This is a genomic window from Pseudomonas sp. SORT22 (assembly GCF_018417635.1).
Classification (GTDB): domain Bacteria; phylum Pseudomonadota; class Gammaproteobacteria; order Pseudomonadales; family Pseudomonadaceae; genus Aquipseudomonas.
The window spans coordinates 3,276,641-3,292,976 of sequence record NZ_CP071007.1; the positions used below are offsets into that span (position 1 = coordinate 3,276,641).

General features: G+C 65.5%; 14 protein-coding genes. All 14 read left to right on the top strand.

The window, feature by feature from the left end; all coding sequences use genetic code 11:
- Positions 1-366 precede the first annotated feature (366 nt).
- The 14 genes from JYG36_RS15005 to JYG36_RS15070 are packed head-to-tail and all read left to right on the top strand — an operon-like array spanning position 367 to position 16,336.
- Positions 367-1,719 (top strand): UDP-glucose dehydrogenase family protein, encoded by a 1,353-nt coding sequence (locus JYG36_RS15005; protein WP_093383285.1) that lies wholly within the window; start codon positions 367-369, stop codon positions 1,717-1,719.
- On the top strand, positions 1,716-2,786 hold the full coding sequence (locus tag JYG36_RS15010) for an NAD-dependent epimerase (protein ID WP_093383288.1): 1,071 nt from the start codon (positions 1,716-1,718) through the stop codon (positions 2,784-2,786). Before JYG36_RS15005 ends, JYG36_RS15010 begins: the two co-directional genes overlap by 4 nt.
- Positions 2,783-3,529, top strand: coding sequence for a sugar transferase (locus tag JYG36_RS15015; protein ID WP_045198774.1), 747 nt, complete (start codon positions 2,783-2,785; stop codon positions 3,527-3,529). Before JYG36_RS15010 ends, JYG36_RS15015 begins: the two co-directional genes overlap by 4 nt.
- Entirely contained in the window at positions 3,530-4,177 is a 648-nt protein-coding gene (locus JYG36_RS15020; RefSeq protein ID WP_045198772.1) for a CpsD/CapB family tyrosine-protein kinase, read from the top strand.
- A 22-nt stretch (positions 4,178-4,199) separates the two neighbouring features.
- Entirely contained in the window at positions 4,200-5,222 is a 1,023-nt protein-coding gene (locus JYG36_RS15025; protein ID WP_045198770.1) for a polysaccharide biosynthesis/export family protein, read from the top strand.
- A 20-nt stretch (positions 5,223-5,242) separates the two neighbouring features.
- Positions 5,243-6,832 carry a GumC family protein gene (locus JYG36_RS15030; protein WP_045198768.1) on the top strand — a complete coding sequence of 530 codons (1,590 nt, stop codon included), beginning with the start codon at positions 5,243-5,245 and terminating at the stop codon, positions 6,830-6,832.
- Positions 6,829-7,917, top strand: a complete 1,089-nt coding sequence (locus JYG36_RS15035; protein WP_213601397.1) for a glycosyltransferase family 4 protein — start codon at positions 6,829-6,831, stop codon at positions 7,915-7,917. Before JYG36_RS15030 ends, JYG36_RS15035 begins: the two co-directional genes overlap by 4 nt.
- Entirely contained in the window at positions 7,914-9,284 is a 1,371-nt protein-coding gene (locus JYG36_RS15040; protein WP_093383291.1) for an O-antigen ligase family protein, read from the top strand. The genes JYG36_RS15035 and JYG36_RS15040 overlap by 4 nt, the downstream gene beginning before the upstream one ends.
- Positions 9,281-10,246 carry a glycosyltransferase family 2 protein gene (locus JYG36_RS15045; protein ID WP_213601399.1) on the top strand — a complete coding sequence of 322 codons (966 nt, stop codon included), beginning with the start codon at positions 9,281-9,283 and terminating at the stop codon, positions 10,244-10,246. Before JYG36_RS15040 ends, JYG36_RS15045 begins: the two co-directional genes overlap by 4 nt.
- The gene (locus tag JYG36_RS15050; protein WP_213601401.1) at positions 10,239-11,375 is read left to right on the top strand and encodes a glycosyltransferase family 2 protein; all 1,137 of its coding nucleotides are present in this window, start codon (positions 10,239-10,241) and stop codon (positions 11,373-11,375) included. The genes JYG36_RS15045 and JYG36_RS15050 overlap by 8 nt, the downstream gene beginning before the upstream one ends.
- Before the next feature lie 9 nt (positions 11,376-11,384).
- A complete protein-coding gene (locus JYG36_RS15055; protein ID WP_213601404.1) occupies positions 11,385-12,395 on the top strand; it encodes a polysaccharide deacetylase family protein in 1,011 nt (336 codons plus the stop codon).
- Entirely contained in the window at positions 12,392-13,696 is a 1,305-nt protein-coding gene (locus tag JYG36_RS15060) for an oligosaccharide flippase family protein (RefSeq protein ID WP_045198756.1), read from the top strand. Before JYG36_RS15055 ends, JYG36_RS15060 begins: the two co-directional genes overlap by 4 nt.
- Entirely contained in the window at positions 13,693-15,612 is a 1,920-nt protein-coding gene (locus JYG36_RS15065) for a hypothetical protein (protein ID WP_213601406.1), read from the top strand. Before JYG36_RS15060 ends, JYG36_RS15065 begins: the two co-directional genes overlap by 4 nt.
- Positions 15,613-15,646: 34 nt before the next feature.
- Positions 15,647-16,336, top strand: coding sequence for an N-acetyltransferase (locus JYG36_RS15070; protein ID WP_093383306.1), 690 nt, complete (start codon positions 15,647-15,649; stop codon positions 16,334-16,336).

The window sequence follows — 16,336 nt, forward strand, 5'->3', positions numbered from 1 at the left end:
ATTGACACGTTAGCAGTCGCCACCCAAAGCGCAAACCGGAACAACGTCAGTTTTTTGACCTAACTTGGCGGTGCCAATTCTGACAGTTCAAAAACGCGAAAGCGTTGCATTCGTGAAACATCCACATCCATAAACGCCTTGTTTATCGCGGGCTTCGACCGTTCATCGTTTTGCGATGCGGCAATTGGCCAGTGCTCACCAATGCTAACCCCCGGATTTAGAACGGCTTGATAGCAAAAAGCCCAAATCACAGCGAGTGTAAATCCGACGAAACATGCCATTTGATTGACACGACTTCCCACGGGTGGGCTATACCGAAATCACACCACTGTTTCATCCTCATTACTCCATACGAGGCACGCCGACATGGACGTGAGCGTATTTGGCACCGGCTATGTCGGTCTTGTGCAAGCTGCGGCCCTCGCAGACGTAGGACACCGGGTTTTGTGCGTCGATGTCGATGCGCACAAGATCAGTCAACTGCGTCAGGGCGTACCGCCGATCAGCGAGCCGGGGCTTTCGGCCATGCTCGAAGAAAACATCAAGGAAGGCCGCCTGCTGTTCAGCACCCAGGCCAGTGATGCGGTCAGTCACGCCGAGCTGATCTTTATCGCCGTCGGTACGCCGCCGGATGAAGACGGCTCGGCCGACCTCTCCCATGTCCTGGGGGTGACCCGGCAGATCGCCGGGCTGATGGAAGCCGATCGCACCCTGATCATCAAGTCCACCGTCCCGGTCGGCACCGCCGACAAGGTCGCCGCCCTGGCCGGCGAAGAACTGCAGCGCCTGGGCAAGGGCGCGCTCAAGGTGCGGGTGGTGTCCAACCCCGAGTTCCTTAAAGAAGGCAGCGCCCTGGCCGACTGCATGCGCCCGGACCGGATCATCGTCGGCACCGCCGATGACCAGGCCCACGACCAGCTCGCCGAGCTCTACGCGCCCTTCTGCCGCAACCATGAAAAGCTCATGTTCATGGACAACCGCAGCGCCGAGCTGACCAAGTACGCGGCCAACGCCATGCTCGCCACGCGCATCAGTTTCATGAACGAGCTGGCCAACCTCACCGAGCACCTGGGCGCCGACATCGAAGCGGTGCGCAAAGGCATCGGCTCCGACCCGCGCATCGGCTACCACTTCATCTACCCCGGCTGCGGCTTTGGCGGCTCGTGCTTTCCCAAGGACCTGCGCGCCCTGCTGCACACCGCCGAACGCAGCGGCATGCCGCTGCGCCTGCTGCAAAGCGTCAGTGAAGTCAACGACAGCCAGCGTCAGATCCTCTTCGCCAAGCTCAAGCAGCGCTTTCCTGGCAGCCTGGCCGGCAAGTCGATAGCGGTCTGGGGCCTGGCCTTCAAGCCCAACACCGACGACATGCGCGAAGCCCCCAGCCGCTACCTGATGGAAGCGCTGTGGGCCGAAGGCGCTACCGTGTGCGCCTTTGACCCTGAGGCGATGTCCGAATGCCGGCGCATCTACGGCTACCGCAAAGACCTGCAGCTGTGCGCCACCCGCGACGACACCCTGGAAGACGCCGACGCCCTGGTGATCTGCACCGAGTGGAAAAACTTTCGCGTGGTCGACTTCGCCCTGCTGGCGAAAAAGCTGCGCAGCCGCCTGATCATTGACGGGCGCAACCTGTACAACCCCGAGCAGGTCGCCACTTTCGGCCTGAGCTACAGTGGCATCGGCCTGCGCCAGGTGCAGCCGGAGGTACCGGCGCCATGAAGATCCTGGTCACCGGCGCCGCCGGTTTCATTGGTGCCCATTGCAGCCTGCGGCTGTTGCGCGACGGCCACCAGGTGATCGGCCTGGACAACTTCAACGACTACTACGACCCGGCGCTCAAGCATGCGCGGGTGCGCTGGGTCGAAGCTGAGGCCAGAGCCTTTACCCTCTACCGCCTCGACCTCAACGATGCCGCCGGCATCGCCGAGCTGTTTGCCAGCGAGCAACCGGAGGTAGTGATTCACCTGGCGGCGCAAGCCGGGGTGCGCTACTCGCTGGAAAACCCGCGGGCCTACATCGACAGCAACCTCAGCGGCTTTCTGAACATTCTCGAAGGCTGCCGCCGCCATCCGGTGCAGCACCTGCTGTATGCCTCGTCGAGCTCAGTGTACGGCGCCAACCAGCACACCCCGTACCGGGTCGAGGATGCCGTCGACCACCCGCTGTCGCTGTACGCGGCGACCAAAAAAGCCAACGAGGCCATGGCCCACAGCTACAGCCACCTGTTCGGCATCCCCACCAGCGGCCTGCGCTTTTTTACCGTGTACGGCCCCTGGGGCCGCCCGGACATGTCGCCGATCCAGTTCGCCCGGGCGATTGCCGAAGGCCGGCCGATCCAGCTGTTCAACTACGGCCAGCACCAGCGCGACTTCACCTACATCGATGACATCGTCGAAAGCCTGGTACGCCTGATCCCGCTGGCGCCCACCGCCAACCCGGCCTGGGACCGCGAGCATCCGGACCCGGCCAGCAGCCACGCGCCGTGGCGCCTGTTCAACATCGGCGGCCAGCGCCCGGTGGAACTCACCGACTACGTGGCCTTGCTGGAAAAACACTTGCAACGCAGCGCCAGCATCGAGCTGCTGCCCTTGCAACCGGGTGATGTGCTGGCCACTTGTGCCGATGCCAGCGCCCTGGAACAGGTCACCGGCTTCACCCCCCAGGTTTCGCTGGATGAAGGGCTCGGGCGTTTTATTGCCTGGTTTCATCAGTACTACCCGCAACTTGACCGGGACGCGGTGCGGGTCAACGGGCACTTGCCCGCGCAGCAACGGAGAACGGTATGACAGGACAACCTAAAAGTGCGCAACTGCAGGCACTGTATCAAGACAAGCGCATGGACCCCGCGCACCGCCAGCGCATCGACGCGGCGATTCACATGCAAGGCCGTGGCTGGCTGACCGGCCGTGCCGGCGGGCGCCCCTGGACCCTGTCGCGCACCAACCGGGTGGTCGCCTGCTTTGGTGCCTTGTGCATTCTGGCGATCATTTCGCCACTGCTGCTGGGCCTGGCCGTGCTGGTCAAGTTCAGCAGCCCCGGCCCGGTGTTCTTCGTGCAAAAACGCACCGGTTATCGCGGCCGCGCCTTCGGCATGTACAAGTTCCGCACCATGGTCGCCAACGCCGAGGCCTTGAAGGACTCGGTGCGCCACCTCAACAAGCACGGCGCCGATGCCATCGATTTCAAGATCGACAAAGACCCGCGCGTCACCCCGATCGGCCAGTGGCTGCGGCGCAGCAGCCTGGACGAGTTGCCCAACCTGTTCAACGTGGTGCTCGGTGACATGCGCCTGGTCGGCCCGCGCCCCACCTCGTTCAACGCCTATCGCTACAAAGACAACCACCTCGCCCGCCTGAGCATCTACCCCGGCATGACCGGCCTGTGGCAGATCTCCGGACGCAGCGACATAGACTTCGACCAGCGAGTCGAACTGGACCTGAGCTACATCAACGAACAGAGCTTGATGCTGGATCTGAAGATCCTCTTCAAGACTCCCTTCAAAGTCTTCAGCGGCCACGGAGCAAGTTGAATGGACGGTTCTACTTCAAGAAGTCTGACGATCGCCACCCCGAGCGAAACCAACCTGACCTCCACGGTGCTCGATGAAGACCAGCGCATCCTGCTGCTGACCGCTGCCAACACCGGCAGCGGCACCAGCACCAGCGCCCTGGCCTTTGCCAGCCAGTTGGCGTTGATGAGCGGCGGCCCGGTCTTGCTGGTCGACAGCAGCCCCAGCGGCAACAACCTCAGCCAGCAGTTGAGCCTGCACAAGCTGCGCGGCTTCAACGACCTGATGTTCGACCAGGACACCCCGCCGTTGATGCAGGACTGCATCGTGCGCCTGTCCGACCAGCCGTTCGACGTGCTGCCGGCCGGCACCTACAAGCGCGGCAAGGAGCGCCTGAACCCCGACCTGCTGCGGGTGCTGCTCAAGCACATGGGCGAGCACTACCGCTTCGTGGTGATCGACGGCGAGGCGGTGTACGCCAGCGCCGACAGCCTGATCATCGGCACCCTGGTCGATGGCGTGATTCTCGTCGTGTGCGCCGAGGAAACCCGCTGGGAAGTGGCCCAGGCCGCCGCCCAGCGCCTGACCCAGGCCGGCGCCAGGCTGATCGGCAGCGTCTTCAACCGGCGCAAGTACTACATGCCCAAGTGGCTGTACAACAACCTTTAGGCCAGCAGACCAGGAGCCTCACATGAAATACACGACGTTCGCGCTGTGCCTGCTGACCCTGGCCGGCTGCGCCAATCAGGACACCCGGCAGATGCCGGTACAGATCATGACCGCCAATGCCGCCAACGCCCAGGACGCCGAACTGCCGCGCAGCGAACAGGTGCTGCGCCCGCAGGACGTGCTCGATGTGATCTTCCACATCAGCACCAGCGGCTCGGCGTCGTACCGTATCCAGTCCGGCGACACCGTCGGCCTGGCCTTCCCGGCAGCCAGCTCGCTCAACGGCAACCAGCTGGTGCTGCCCGACGGCACCATCGAACTGCCGCGGGCCAACACCTCGGTCAACGTTGCCGGGCAAACCCCGGACCAAGCCCGCCGCACCATCCAGCAGGCCTACCGCAACAAGCGTCTGTTCCAGCCCGGGCGCGACAACGTCACCGTGCAGGTGATCAGTCCGCTGACCAACGAGCAGAACCTCAAGAGCGCCCTCAACCACCCGGCCACCGGCATGAGCCGCGAAATCACCGTCGGCAGCGACGGCCAGGCGAGCTTCCCGGAAATCGGTTCGGTGCCGCTGCAGGGCATGACCGTCACCCAGCTGCAGACCTACCTGAACAAGCGCTACGCCGACCTGCCGGGGCGCATGACCGTGGACGTGATGCTCAAGTCCACCGCCGTCAACGAGATCTACGTACTGGGTGAAGTCGGCCAGCCCGGCGCCTACCCGATCCGCCGCCCGGTGTCGGTGCTTGAAGCCCTGACCCTGGCCCGTGGCCCGAACGTCAAGGCGCGGCTCGACTCGGTGGTGATCATGCGCCGCAACGGCAACCAGGTGCAGGCCGTGCCCTACAACGTCGACAAGGCCCTGGATGCCAGCGCCGCGCAAGTCGCCTACCTGCAGCCGGACGACATGCTCTACGTGCCCAAGACCAAGCTCGCCAGCGCCGGCGACCTGGCCCGGCAACTGGCTGACGTGGTGCTGTTCCAGGGGGTCGGCTTCAGCTTCGGTTATCGCGTTGACAACAAAGACAGCGACAACAACTAATTCCAGGCGGGTATCCGAGCATGAATACAAAAGAAAACTACCTGCATGAATTCTTCAGGATCTTCTTTGCCAACCGCCAGTTGGTCAAACGGGTGTTCCTGGTCTTCGCAGTGATCGCCTTGCTGTTGCCGCTGGTGCTCAAGCAGAGCTTCGACATTACCGCCGAAGTGATCGTGCAGTCGAAAAAACTGTCCCAGAGCGACACCAACACCACCCTCGCCCAGGAGACCGACAAGTTCATCCCGCCGTCGCTGGCCGACATGGAGACCGAGAGCAATATCCTGCGTTCGCCGACCCTGATCCGCGAAACCATCAGCCAGCTGCGCGCCGAGGGCAAGTACGAGATCCCGCCCAGCTTCATGCAGCGGGTGGTGTTCGGGCCGATCCGCAGCGGCATCATCAACCCGTTGCGCGAGTACGTGGTCAACCCGGTGCGCTCGCTGTTCGGCCTCGAGGTCGACCCGGTGCGCGACACCCAGCTCGACACCCTCACCGACGACGCCATCAAGGACCTCAAGGTCGAAACCCTGCCCGGCTCCAACGTGGTCTCGGTGACGTATAGCTTTCCCGACCCGAAACTGGGCACGCTGTTCGTCAGCCGCCTGCTCGACAACTACCTGCGCAACCGCCAGAACCTGCAGTCCAACGAGCTGCCCGAGCAGTTCTACGAGCAGAAGAAACTGCAGTACCAGGTGCGCATGGATGACCTCGAAGGCAAGCGCCTGGGCATGCTCGAAAGCATCGGCTCCTCGGACCCCAAAGAAGAGATCACCTTCCGCCTCAACGCCATCAACACCGAAGAACAGGCACTGAACCAGTACCGCGACCGCCTGCTGCAAAGCCAGCAGTGGCTGGACTACCTGAAAACCAGCCTGGCCGCGGCCAGCAACGCCAACATGCGCGATTTCGCCTTCCCCTACACCTTCACCACCACGGTCGACAACGTGGCCTTTGAAGACCGCGAGATCAAGCAGCTCGGTGAACAGCTGACCACCCTGGTGCTGACCTACGTCAGCGACCTGGCGGTGTTCCAGCCCGGCAGCGAGCAGATGCTGCTGCAACGCGAACAGATCGCCAAGACCCGCCAGCAGTTCTTGAAGATCGTCGCCAACCGCATCAAGGAGCGCGAGAAAGACCTGGCCGTGGTCCAGGACGTGATCGCCCAGAAGACCGCGCGCATCGCCGACTTCAAAGGCCGCGTGCACCAGTTGCAAGAAACCCAGAGCAAGGCGCGCCAGCTCGACACCGAGATCGACGCCCTGCACAAGGCCTACTTCACCTACACCCAGCGCTACGAAGAATCGCGCGGCGCCGACCTGCTCAACGGCCTGTCCAACGCGCGCATCCTCAGCGCCCCGTACGAGCCTGCGGAGCCGGCGTTTCCCAAGCCGCTGCTGATCGTGCCGTTCGGCATGCTCACCGGCCTGCTGCTGGCGATTGCCCTGGTGTACGTCAAAGAGTTCTTTGACCGGCGCTTCAAGCACCCGGCGCAAATCAGCCATCAACTGGACCTGCCGGTACTGCTGGTGATCAACGACCAGACCCCGGAAACCCCCAACCCTTACAAGGGCTGGTCGCTGCCGCGGCTGGTGCACTGGGTGCGCAATTGAACGCAGCCCTGAACCCGCCACGGCCGATCCTGCACCTGCTCAGCAGTGGCGGCTTCTACGGCGCCGAGCGGATGCTGCTGGACCACTGCCAGGCCACCCCGGGGCAGCACCAGGTGCTGTTTCTCGGGGCCCCGGAGCAACTGGTGGCGCGTTTTCGCGCCGCCGGCGTGGCCTGCCAGACCTGCGACGGAGTCGGCGAGCTGCTGGCTGAACTGCGCCGGCGCCACGACCAGCAGCCGCTGATCAACAGCCACAACTTCAAGGGCCTGCTGTTCGGCTGGCTGGGCGCGCAGTTGTGGCGCCTGCCGATGGTCGCCACCCAGCACGGCTTTACCCCCAGCAGCCGCAAGCAGCGCCTGTACACCTGGATCAGCCTGCAGCTGTGCCGCACCGCCACCATCGAGCGGGTGGTCTGCGTGGCCGAGAGCATCAAGCGCATCCATCGCCAGGCCGGGGTCGCCGAGCACAAGCTGCAGGTGATCCCCAACGGCTTGCCCGAGGCTGACGCCCTGCCCGCACGCCACCCTGGCGCTGGCCGCTGGCTGGCCGGCTATGTTGGCCGCTTGAGCTGCGAGAAAGGCCCGGACCTGTTCCTCGATACGCTGATCCCGCTGTGCCAGCGCCACCCGCAGCTCGATGCGGTGATGCTCGGCGATGGCCCGGAGCAAGAGGCGCTGCAAGCGCGCATCGACGCCGCCGGCCTGACCCAGCGCATCCGCCTGCCCGGCTTTCAGGCCGACATGCGCCAGTGGATGGCGCGCCTGGATGCCCTGGTGATCAGCTCGCGCACCGAAGGCACGCCGATGATCCTGCTCGAAGCCATGCAGGATGGCGTGCCGGTGGTGGCCTTTGCGGTCGGCGGTATCCCCGATGTGATCGAGCACGGGCGCAGCGGCCTGCTGGCCCGGCCCCTGGCGGTGCAAGAGCTGGCCGCCCAGCTTGAGGCGCTGATGCTCGACCCGGCCCAGGCCGGCGAGCTGATCGCCCAGGCGCGGCGCACCCAACGCGAACGTTATCACCTGCCGACGCTGGCGCAACGCTGGGCCCGGGTTTACCTGGGCGCGGCCACGGAGACCTGCGCATGATCATTCCCCTGTCCCTGATCGGCCTGCTGGCCATCGCCTGCGTGGCATTGCTGGCCAGCCCCTACCCGTTTCTCGCCCCCGGCGCGGTAATCGGCCTGGCCGGCCTGCTGGCGCTGTACAAACGCCCGGCCTGGGGACTGCTGGCAATTATCACCCTGGTGCCGCTGGAAGGCCTGTTCAAGGACAGCGAGCTGACCGCCTCGAAAATGATCGGCGCGGCCCTGGCCCTGGTGCTGGTGCTGCAACTGGCGGTCAAGCAACTGCCCGCCGAGCGTCTGCGCAGCAGCATGTGGCGGCTGCTGCTGGGGTTTATGGCGCTGTACCTGCTGAGTTTCTGGGCCAGCGACAGCAGCGAGATGTCCCTGGGGCACTTTCGCGAGCTGGCCGTGGGCCTGCTGTTGTTCGGCATCACCCTGCTGGTTGGCCGCGACCTCGACCTGCCGATGATGTACCGGCTGGTGACCCTCAGCGTCAGCCTGACCTGCATCATGGCCATGGCCTCGGCCAAGTACCAGGACGAGGGCCGCGCCGCCGGCCTGCTGGAAGACCCCAACGTGTTCGCCATGCTCATCGCCATCGCCGTGCCCATGGCCTTGTGGCTGGTGTTCAACAGCCCGCGGCGGCTGCACAAGCTGTTCTGGATCGCCTGCTGCATCCTGCTGCTGGCGGGCATGACCAAGACCAACTCGCGCTCGGGCCTGGTGGTGCTGTTGATCAGCCTGGGCATCGTGCTGGTGCACTACCGCACCCAGGTCGCCCACCTGCGCCCGCGGCACCTGGGCTTTGCCATGCTTGGCCTGGCCATTCTGCTGCCGACCATGGTGGCGCTGATGCCGGCCAGTTACGTGGCACGCATCCAGTCGCTGGCGCTGCTCAAGTCCGGGGTCAATGCCTTCCAGGACGATTCCCTGGGCCGGCGCTCGTCGTACATCGTGGTCGGCAGCAAGATGATCCGCGAACACCCGGTGCTCGGCACCGGCCCCGGCACCTTCCCCCTGCACTACGCCACCACCGGCTACGCCAAGGCGTTTTCAGCCAACCGCAAGGTCGGCGACCTGTACCGCCGCGCGCACAACACCTACCTGGAGATCTTCAGCGAGGTCGGCATACCGGCCGGCATCCTCTTTGTCAGCATGGTCTTGCTGGCCCTGTACAACGTCTGGTACGCCCGGCGCCTGTGGCTGCGCCAGGGTGAGCAGGGCCAGGCCGACCTGCTCACCCACCTGTGCATGAGCATGCTCGCCATCAGCCTGTTCCTGATGTTCCTCAGCGCGCCCAACCACAAGTACCTGTGGATCATGCTGGCGCTGTCCAGCGTGCTGCGGCTCAAGGCCGAACAGGCGCAACCGGCGCAGGTGAAGGCATGAAGGTCAGTGTCGTGGTGCCGATGTTCAACGAAGCCCGGCACATCGCCCGGACCCTGCAATCAGCGTTGAACGCCGCCGCCGATGCCGGCCTTGACTGCGAGCTGGTGGTGGTCGACAACGGCTCCTGCGACGACGGCCCGCAGATCGCCCGCAGCCTCGGTGCCCAGGTGCTGAGCCTACCGGGGCTGACCATCGGCGCCTTGCGCAACCGTGGCGTACAGGCCAGCAGCGGTGAGTGGCTGGCGTTTCTCGATGCCGACATCGAAGTGCCCGAGCACTGGCTGAGCCTGCTGCTCAAGCTGCATGGCGAAGGCCGTGGCGACGTCTTCGCCCTGGACTGCGACACCCCGCGCCAGGCGCCCTGGTTCGCCCGCGCCTGGCAACGCCGGACCCTGCGTGCAGGCTTGCCGGCACTGCACCCGATGCAGTGGCTGCCGACCCCCAACCTGCTGATGCAGCGCCACTGGTTCGATCAGGTGGGCGGCTTCAACGAAACCCTGCGCACCGGCGAAGACAAGGACTTTACCTGGCACCTGAACAAGGCCGGCGCGCGGCTTTTGGCCCTGCGCGAGCCGGTGGTGCTGCATTGGGGTTTTGAGGGCAGCTGGCGCGAGTGGCTGGGCAAGGAGCTGTGGCGCCAGGGCAGCAACCTGCAACTGCTGCGCAGCAACGGCCCGAGCCTGCGCCTGCTGCGCTTTCCGCTGCTGTCGCTGGGCGCCTGGCTGCTCGACTTCATGGCTTTGTCGGCGCTGCTCGACGGTTACCCGCACCTGGCGCTGTTGCTGCTGCTGGTCACCAGCTTGCCCGCGCTGGCCCTGAGCCTGCGCCAGAGCCTGAAACACCGCGACCTGCTGTTCGCCCTGCAGCTTTGGGGCCTGCACTGGATTCGCCTGCACCTGGCCGGCGCGGCCTTCGTGCTCAGCCTGTTCAACTGGAACGCAAGGAGGCCCGCCCGTGGCTGAGTTCATCTTTTGGTTGTGCCTGTTGCTACCGTTCTATGCCTGGCTGGGCTACCCGCTGCTGCTGACTGTGGCGGCGCCGCTGTTCCCCCGTCACCGCCCCGCGCCGCTGGCGCCGCAGCGGGTCAGCGTGGTGGTGGCCGCGCACAACGAAGCGCGCAATATCGACAACAAGCTGCGCAACCTGCTGGCCCAGGATTACCAGGCCCAGAGCCTGCAGATCGTCGTCGCCAGCGATGGCTCCACGGATAGCACCGTGGCCCTGGCGCGCAGCTTTGACGACCCGCGCATCCAGGTCCTCGACCTGCCGCGCATGGGCAAGAACAGCGTGCTCAACGTCGCCGTCACCCAGTGTACGGGCGACATCGTGGTGTTCACCGACGCCGATGTGCACTGGATTGACGGCACCCTCGCCGCCTTGCTGGCACCCTTTGCCGACCCTGAAGTGGGCGGCACGGTGGGCAAGATGATCATCCCCGAGGCCGGCAAGGGCCTGAGCCTGGGCGAAAGCCTGTACCGCCACTACGAAGCCTGGCTGCGCCGGGTGGAGAGCCGCACCGGCTGCACGGTGTCGGCCGATGGCGCCCTGCAGGCACTGCGCCGCGAGCTGTACCAGCCGATTCCGGCGCGGGTCAACGACGACTTCTACATCAACACCTGCGCACCGGTGGCCGGCAAACGGGTGGTCTACGTTGACGAAGCCCAGGTGCTCGACCAGGGCGTGGACGAGGCCGACCGCCAGTTCAGCCGCCGCCAGCGCGTCACCGTCGGCGGCCTGATCAGCCTGGCCGCTCGCCGCGAACTGCTCAACCCGCTGCGCCACGGCCTGTACGCCATTGCCCTGATCAGCCACAAGCTGATCCGCCGCCTGGCGCCGGTGCTGCTGTTGCCCCTGCTGCTGGCCAACCTGTGGTTGCTCGACGGCCACGGCTTTTACCAACTGACCCTGGCCGCGCAACTGCTCGGCTATGCCATCGCCATCGCCGGCCTGCTGGACGTGCGCCAGCGCCTGCCCAAACCGTTTCGCCTGGCGGCCTTCGTGCTGGTTACCCTGGCCGGCATGAGCGTCGGCCTGTGGCAGTTTTTACGCGGGCACAGCTACAACCAATGGAACCCCGACCAGACTCGATGAGCACCTGACATGCCGATAAAAACCAGTATCAAGCGTGCCAGCGGTTGGCTGTACCTCAACTCCCCCAAGGGCCGCAGCCAGTTGCGCGGCGCCGGGGTGATCCTCATGCTGCACCGGGTGCTGGCCGACGACGACAGTGCCGCCCTGCCGCACCGCAATGAACTGTGCGTCGGCCCCCAGGCCTTCGAACGCCTGCTGCGCTGGTTGCAACGCCACTTTGACTGCGTACACCTGATGGACCTGCTCAAGGCCCACGAACACCCGCGCAGCGGCAACCGGCCGAAAGTGGCCCTGACCTTCGACGACGGCTGGCGCGACAACGCCCTCAATGCCTTCCCGCTGCTGCAGCAATACCAGGTGCCGGCGAGCATCTTTTTGTCCACCGACTACATCGGCAGCCGCCAGCGCTTCTGGTGGGAGAGCCTGGGCGAAACCCTGTGGGGCAGCCACGGTGAAACACCGCGCCGGGCGCTGATCGAGCAGTTGCGCAAGATCGGCCGGCCGCTGCCGGCAGCCTACTTCATGAGCGATCGAGCCCATGCCCGCAGCCAGGCCCTGGGCAAATACCTGCAAAGCCTGAAAAGCCTGAGCCCGATGGCCCTGCATCACCTCACCGACGCCTGCCCGGCTGAATCCCTGCCCCAGGCCCTGGACTGGAACCAGGTGCGCCACCTGGAAAACTCCGGGCTGATCAGCTTCGGCCCCCACGGCGCCAGCCACGCGCTGCTGCCGGGCCTGGACGACCAGCGCCTGGAAGAAGAACTGAGCCGCAGCCACTACGCCCTGCAACAGGGCTGCAAACAGCCGCTGCCGGTGTACTGCTACCCCAACGGCGACCACGACGCGCGGGTGCGCGAGCGCCTGGCCGCGCACCGCTACCCCTTTGCCCTGAGCACCCGCGCCGGGATCTGCCAGGGCCATGACGACCCCTTGGCCCTGCCGCGTATCAGTGTCAGCCAGCGCAGCGCCAGCCGCCCTTCGCTGTTGGCCTGGCGCATCAGCCGCGGAGGCCGCCCATGAGCCGCAGCCACTACGTGCGCCACCTGCTGCTGAGCATGGGCACGCGCCTGGCGATGATCGCCCTGCGGCTGATGCGCAACGTGCTGCTGGCGCGCATCCTGGGCCCCAGCGAGCGCGGCCTGTTCGCCCTGCTCAGCACCCTGCCCGACCTGATCAGCGCCGCCACCAGCGGCGGGCTCAACACCGCCGTCGGTTACCAGGCGGCCAAGCAGCGCAGCATGGGCCTGCTGCTCAGCCAGGTGCTGATCTACGGCTGCCTGGTGGCCGGCGCCTTGACCCTGGTCTGCGTGGCCCTGGCCCGGGAGTTCGGCACAGAACTGGAAGTGACCACCCAGCTGGGCCTGCTGGCCTGGCTGTTGCTGCTGGCGGTGCCGTTGACGGTGCTTAAAAGCGGCCTGCTGACCCTGCACAACGCCACCGGCGGCGTCGGCGCCTTCAACGCCCTGCGCCTGACCGAGTCGCTGGTGCCGCTGCTGCTGTTTGTCGGCCTGTTCTGGATGTGGCAGCACGCGGCCCTGGAAGCGGCGCTGATCAGCTGGCTGCTGGGCCTGAGCCTGGTGGTCATGCTCGGTTTGTACTGGCTCGGCCGGCAGCACTCGATCCGCCTGTGCTGGGACCGCAGCGGCCAGCGCGAGCTGCTCTCCTATAGCGCCAAGAGCCACCCGGACTTATTGTTCCAGCAGGTGATTCTGCGCTCCGACTACCTGTTCATCAGCGCCATGCTCGGCAGCGCCGCGCTGGGCCATTACGCCATGGCCAGCGCCGCCGCCGAACTGCTGCTGATCGTCCCTGAGGCGGTGACCACACCGCTGATGAAACGCCTGCTGCAGCAGGACGCCGGCATGGACAAGCTTACCCCGCTGGCCCTGCGCCTGACCGCCACGGTGATGCTCGGCGCCTGCCTGAGCATGGCGCTGATTGGCGAGTGGCTGATCGTCACCCTGTTCGGCGCCGAGTACCAACCGGCCTATCCGGCGCTTCTGGCCTTGCTGCCGGGGCTGTTCGGCCTGTGCTATGCGAGCATCCTGCGCCTCGACCTGCTGGGCAAGAACCGCCCCGGCACAGTATCGCTGATGATGGGCCTGGGCGCAGCGCTGAACCTGCTGCTCAACGTGCTGTTGATCCCCACCTATGGCATCGTCGGCGCTGCGGCGGCCTCATCCATCGCTTACCTGGCGGTGACCCTGGCGATGCTGCTGTTGTACTGCAAGCTCAGCGGCGTGCCGTTCTGGCAAACCCTGCTGGTACTGCCCAGCGACCTCGCGCCGCTTCGGCAGATGCTGCAACGGCGGCCGGCATGAAAGCCCTGGCCCTGGTGGTGAGCGGCGTGCTGGTGAGCGCCACGCTACAGGCTGCGCCCCTGCAATGGGGCGACTTGCGCGATGGCAGCCTGTACCTGCAAGCGAGCAAGGCCGACACCGTCACGGTCAGCTGGCAACCGGCCTGGCAGGCCGAGGCCAACCCCGAGCGCATCTTTTTGCTCGACGGCCAGGGCCACTTGCAGGCCGAGCGCGCGATCAAGGCCGATGAAAGCCGAGGCCGGGTGCAATGGCCGCTGACGGCGAGCGCCAGCGACTACCAGGTGGAAATCCCCGGCTACAGCTTTCGCCGTTACCGCATCGAGCATGCCGACAGCACCCGGGTGCTGTTCGCCCCGGCCAAGGTGCACTTCAGCGCCGAGGTCGGGCCCAATGTCGAGCTGTACTTCAAAGTGCCCGCGGGCGAGAAAGCCACCCTGGCCGGCAAATATCATGGCGGCGTACGCAGCCTGCAGGTGCAGCGCCTGGGCGACAGCCAGCAACTGAGCCTGGCGCTCAAGCCCTACCCCGCCTATTGGCAGTTCGATCGCCTGGCGCTGCCGCAGTCGAGCAAAGAGCAGACCTTCCGCCTGCAACTGCAAGGCCGTGGCAAGGTGGCGTTCTGGCTCGACGGCAGCGCCAACCTGTTCGCCCAGCAGCCCGGGCAACTACGCCCGCTACACAACAGCGACGGCAAGGTCGCGCTCAGCCTTGGCCACACCGTACTGGGCCGCACCCCGGACCTGGGCGTCAACCTGCCCTATGTACTGCCGCCGCCATCAAGCTACGCCGTGCTCGATGCCCTGCAACCGCAAGCAGCCGGCTACTACAGCTTCGCCGACCTGCTGGCACGCAAGCCCGGCTATGAAACGGCCTTTCGCAGCTTTTATCAGCAACGCTACAACATCAAACAGGACATCACCCTGCTGGCCGGCACCGGCCGCGAATCGGTACTGGCCGCCGACCGCATCCGCAACGACGGCCTCGACGACTGGCTGAACACCACCCGCACGCTGGGCGGCAACAGCCTGCACTACCTGGCCTTCGCCGACGAACCGAACCTCAACTACAGCGACTACCCCACCTTCAGCCGCTACTTCCAGGCCATGGCCGAGCGCGTACAACGCAGCCCCGGCGCCCGCGAAGCCGGGGTGCGCATCGCCATGCCGGCAAGCTCGCGACTGGTCAACGGCCCGCTGCACAGCGACAGCGAAAAGCGCATCGGCCTTGACTGGGCACAGCGCCTGCTCAAGGAGCACGGTGCGCAGATCGACGCCCTGGCCTGGCACGAATGGATGGTCCGCGACCTGCTGGCCACCCGCAGCTACCGCGACTCGGTGCGCCAGGCCGCCAGGCTGGTCGGCCTCGATGCCCAGGGGCGGCCGAACAAGGCGCTGCTGCTGGACCAGACCAACCTCTCCAGCGGCTCGAGCCTGAGCCCCTACGACCAGGAAACCCACTTCACCGCCCTGTGGTGGGCCTCGGTGGTGATCAACGCCTCCCAGGACGGCCTGCTCGACATGCTCAACTGGTTCCACGTCGCCGACGAGCCCGAATGGCCCAAGGGCATGGTCCGGGTGCTGGGCGAAAACCGTTTTGAACTAAAGCCCGTGGGCCTGGCCCAGCAGTTCATCCAGCAGCACTGGCTCGACCAGGTGCTGGCCCTGGACAACGACGCCTTCGAAGTCGACGCCCTGGCCATGGCCCGTGGCAAGCAGCGCAGCCTGTTGGGGGTGAACAAGGGCGAGCGCCTGCAACAGGTGACCCTTGCCACCGAACAACGCTGCGCTGCAGGCGCCCTGAGCTTTTTCGGCCCCGACAACAGCACACGCCGCGCGCAGTTTGTCTGCGAGCAAGGCCGTATCCATTTTCAATTGCCAGGGCAAACCTTGTTCGCCCTGACCTGGAGCGCGTCATGAGCGCGCACCTCACCTGCCAGAAACAGGAGGCACCATGAGTGCTTTGAGCAAGATCCAGGATCGCATCCAGCGCAAAGGACTGCGTAATACCATCAACGCTGGGGTCAAGCGCTACCTGTTCTACCATTGGCAGCTGCTGTGGATGGAGCGCGACCTGGTCAGCCCCGTGCCGCCGCACAAACTCAAACCCTACCCGCCGCTGCGGGTCGAGCCGATCACCGTGCACAACGTGCGGGCTTTCGCCAAACACTTTGGCGACCGCATCGAGACCATGCGCGAGCTGGCCGCCGAGGGCCACACCGGGCTGATGTTCCTCGATGACGCCGGTGACGTGGTGGCATTCATCTGGGGCAGCCTGCGCCACTACCACGACCGCCACTTCTACGGCTGCTGGTTCCCGGTCGAGCCCGGGCAGTTCTTTGAATTTGGCGGCGAGCTGGCGCGCAAGTACTGGGGCACCGAGCTTTCGGTCGACCTGCAGCTGGAGCTGTGGAAGGCCATGGCCGCCCAGGGCTGCGACACCGTGGTGGACGTGTGCGAAAGCCACAACATCCCGGCGCTCAAGCTGCACCTGCGCATGGGCTATAAGGAACAAGGACGGGTGATGAATGTGTACTGCCTGTTCGGCCGCTGGAAGTTCTACCGCGAAACCCGCTACAGCGAATCGCGCCTGGAGCCCCTGCGCAAACCTGAAGCAAGCCCCGCCCCGGCCACGGTGACCTGA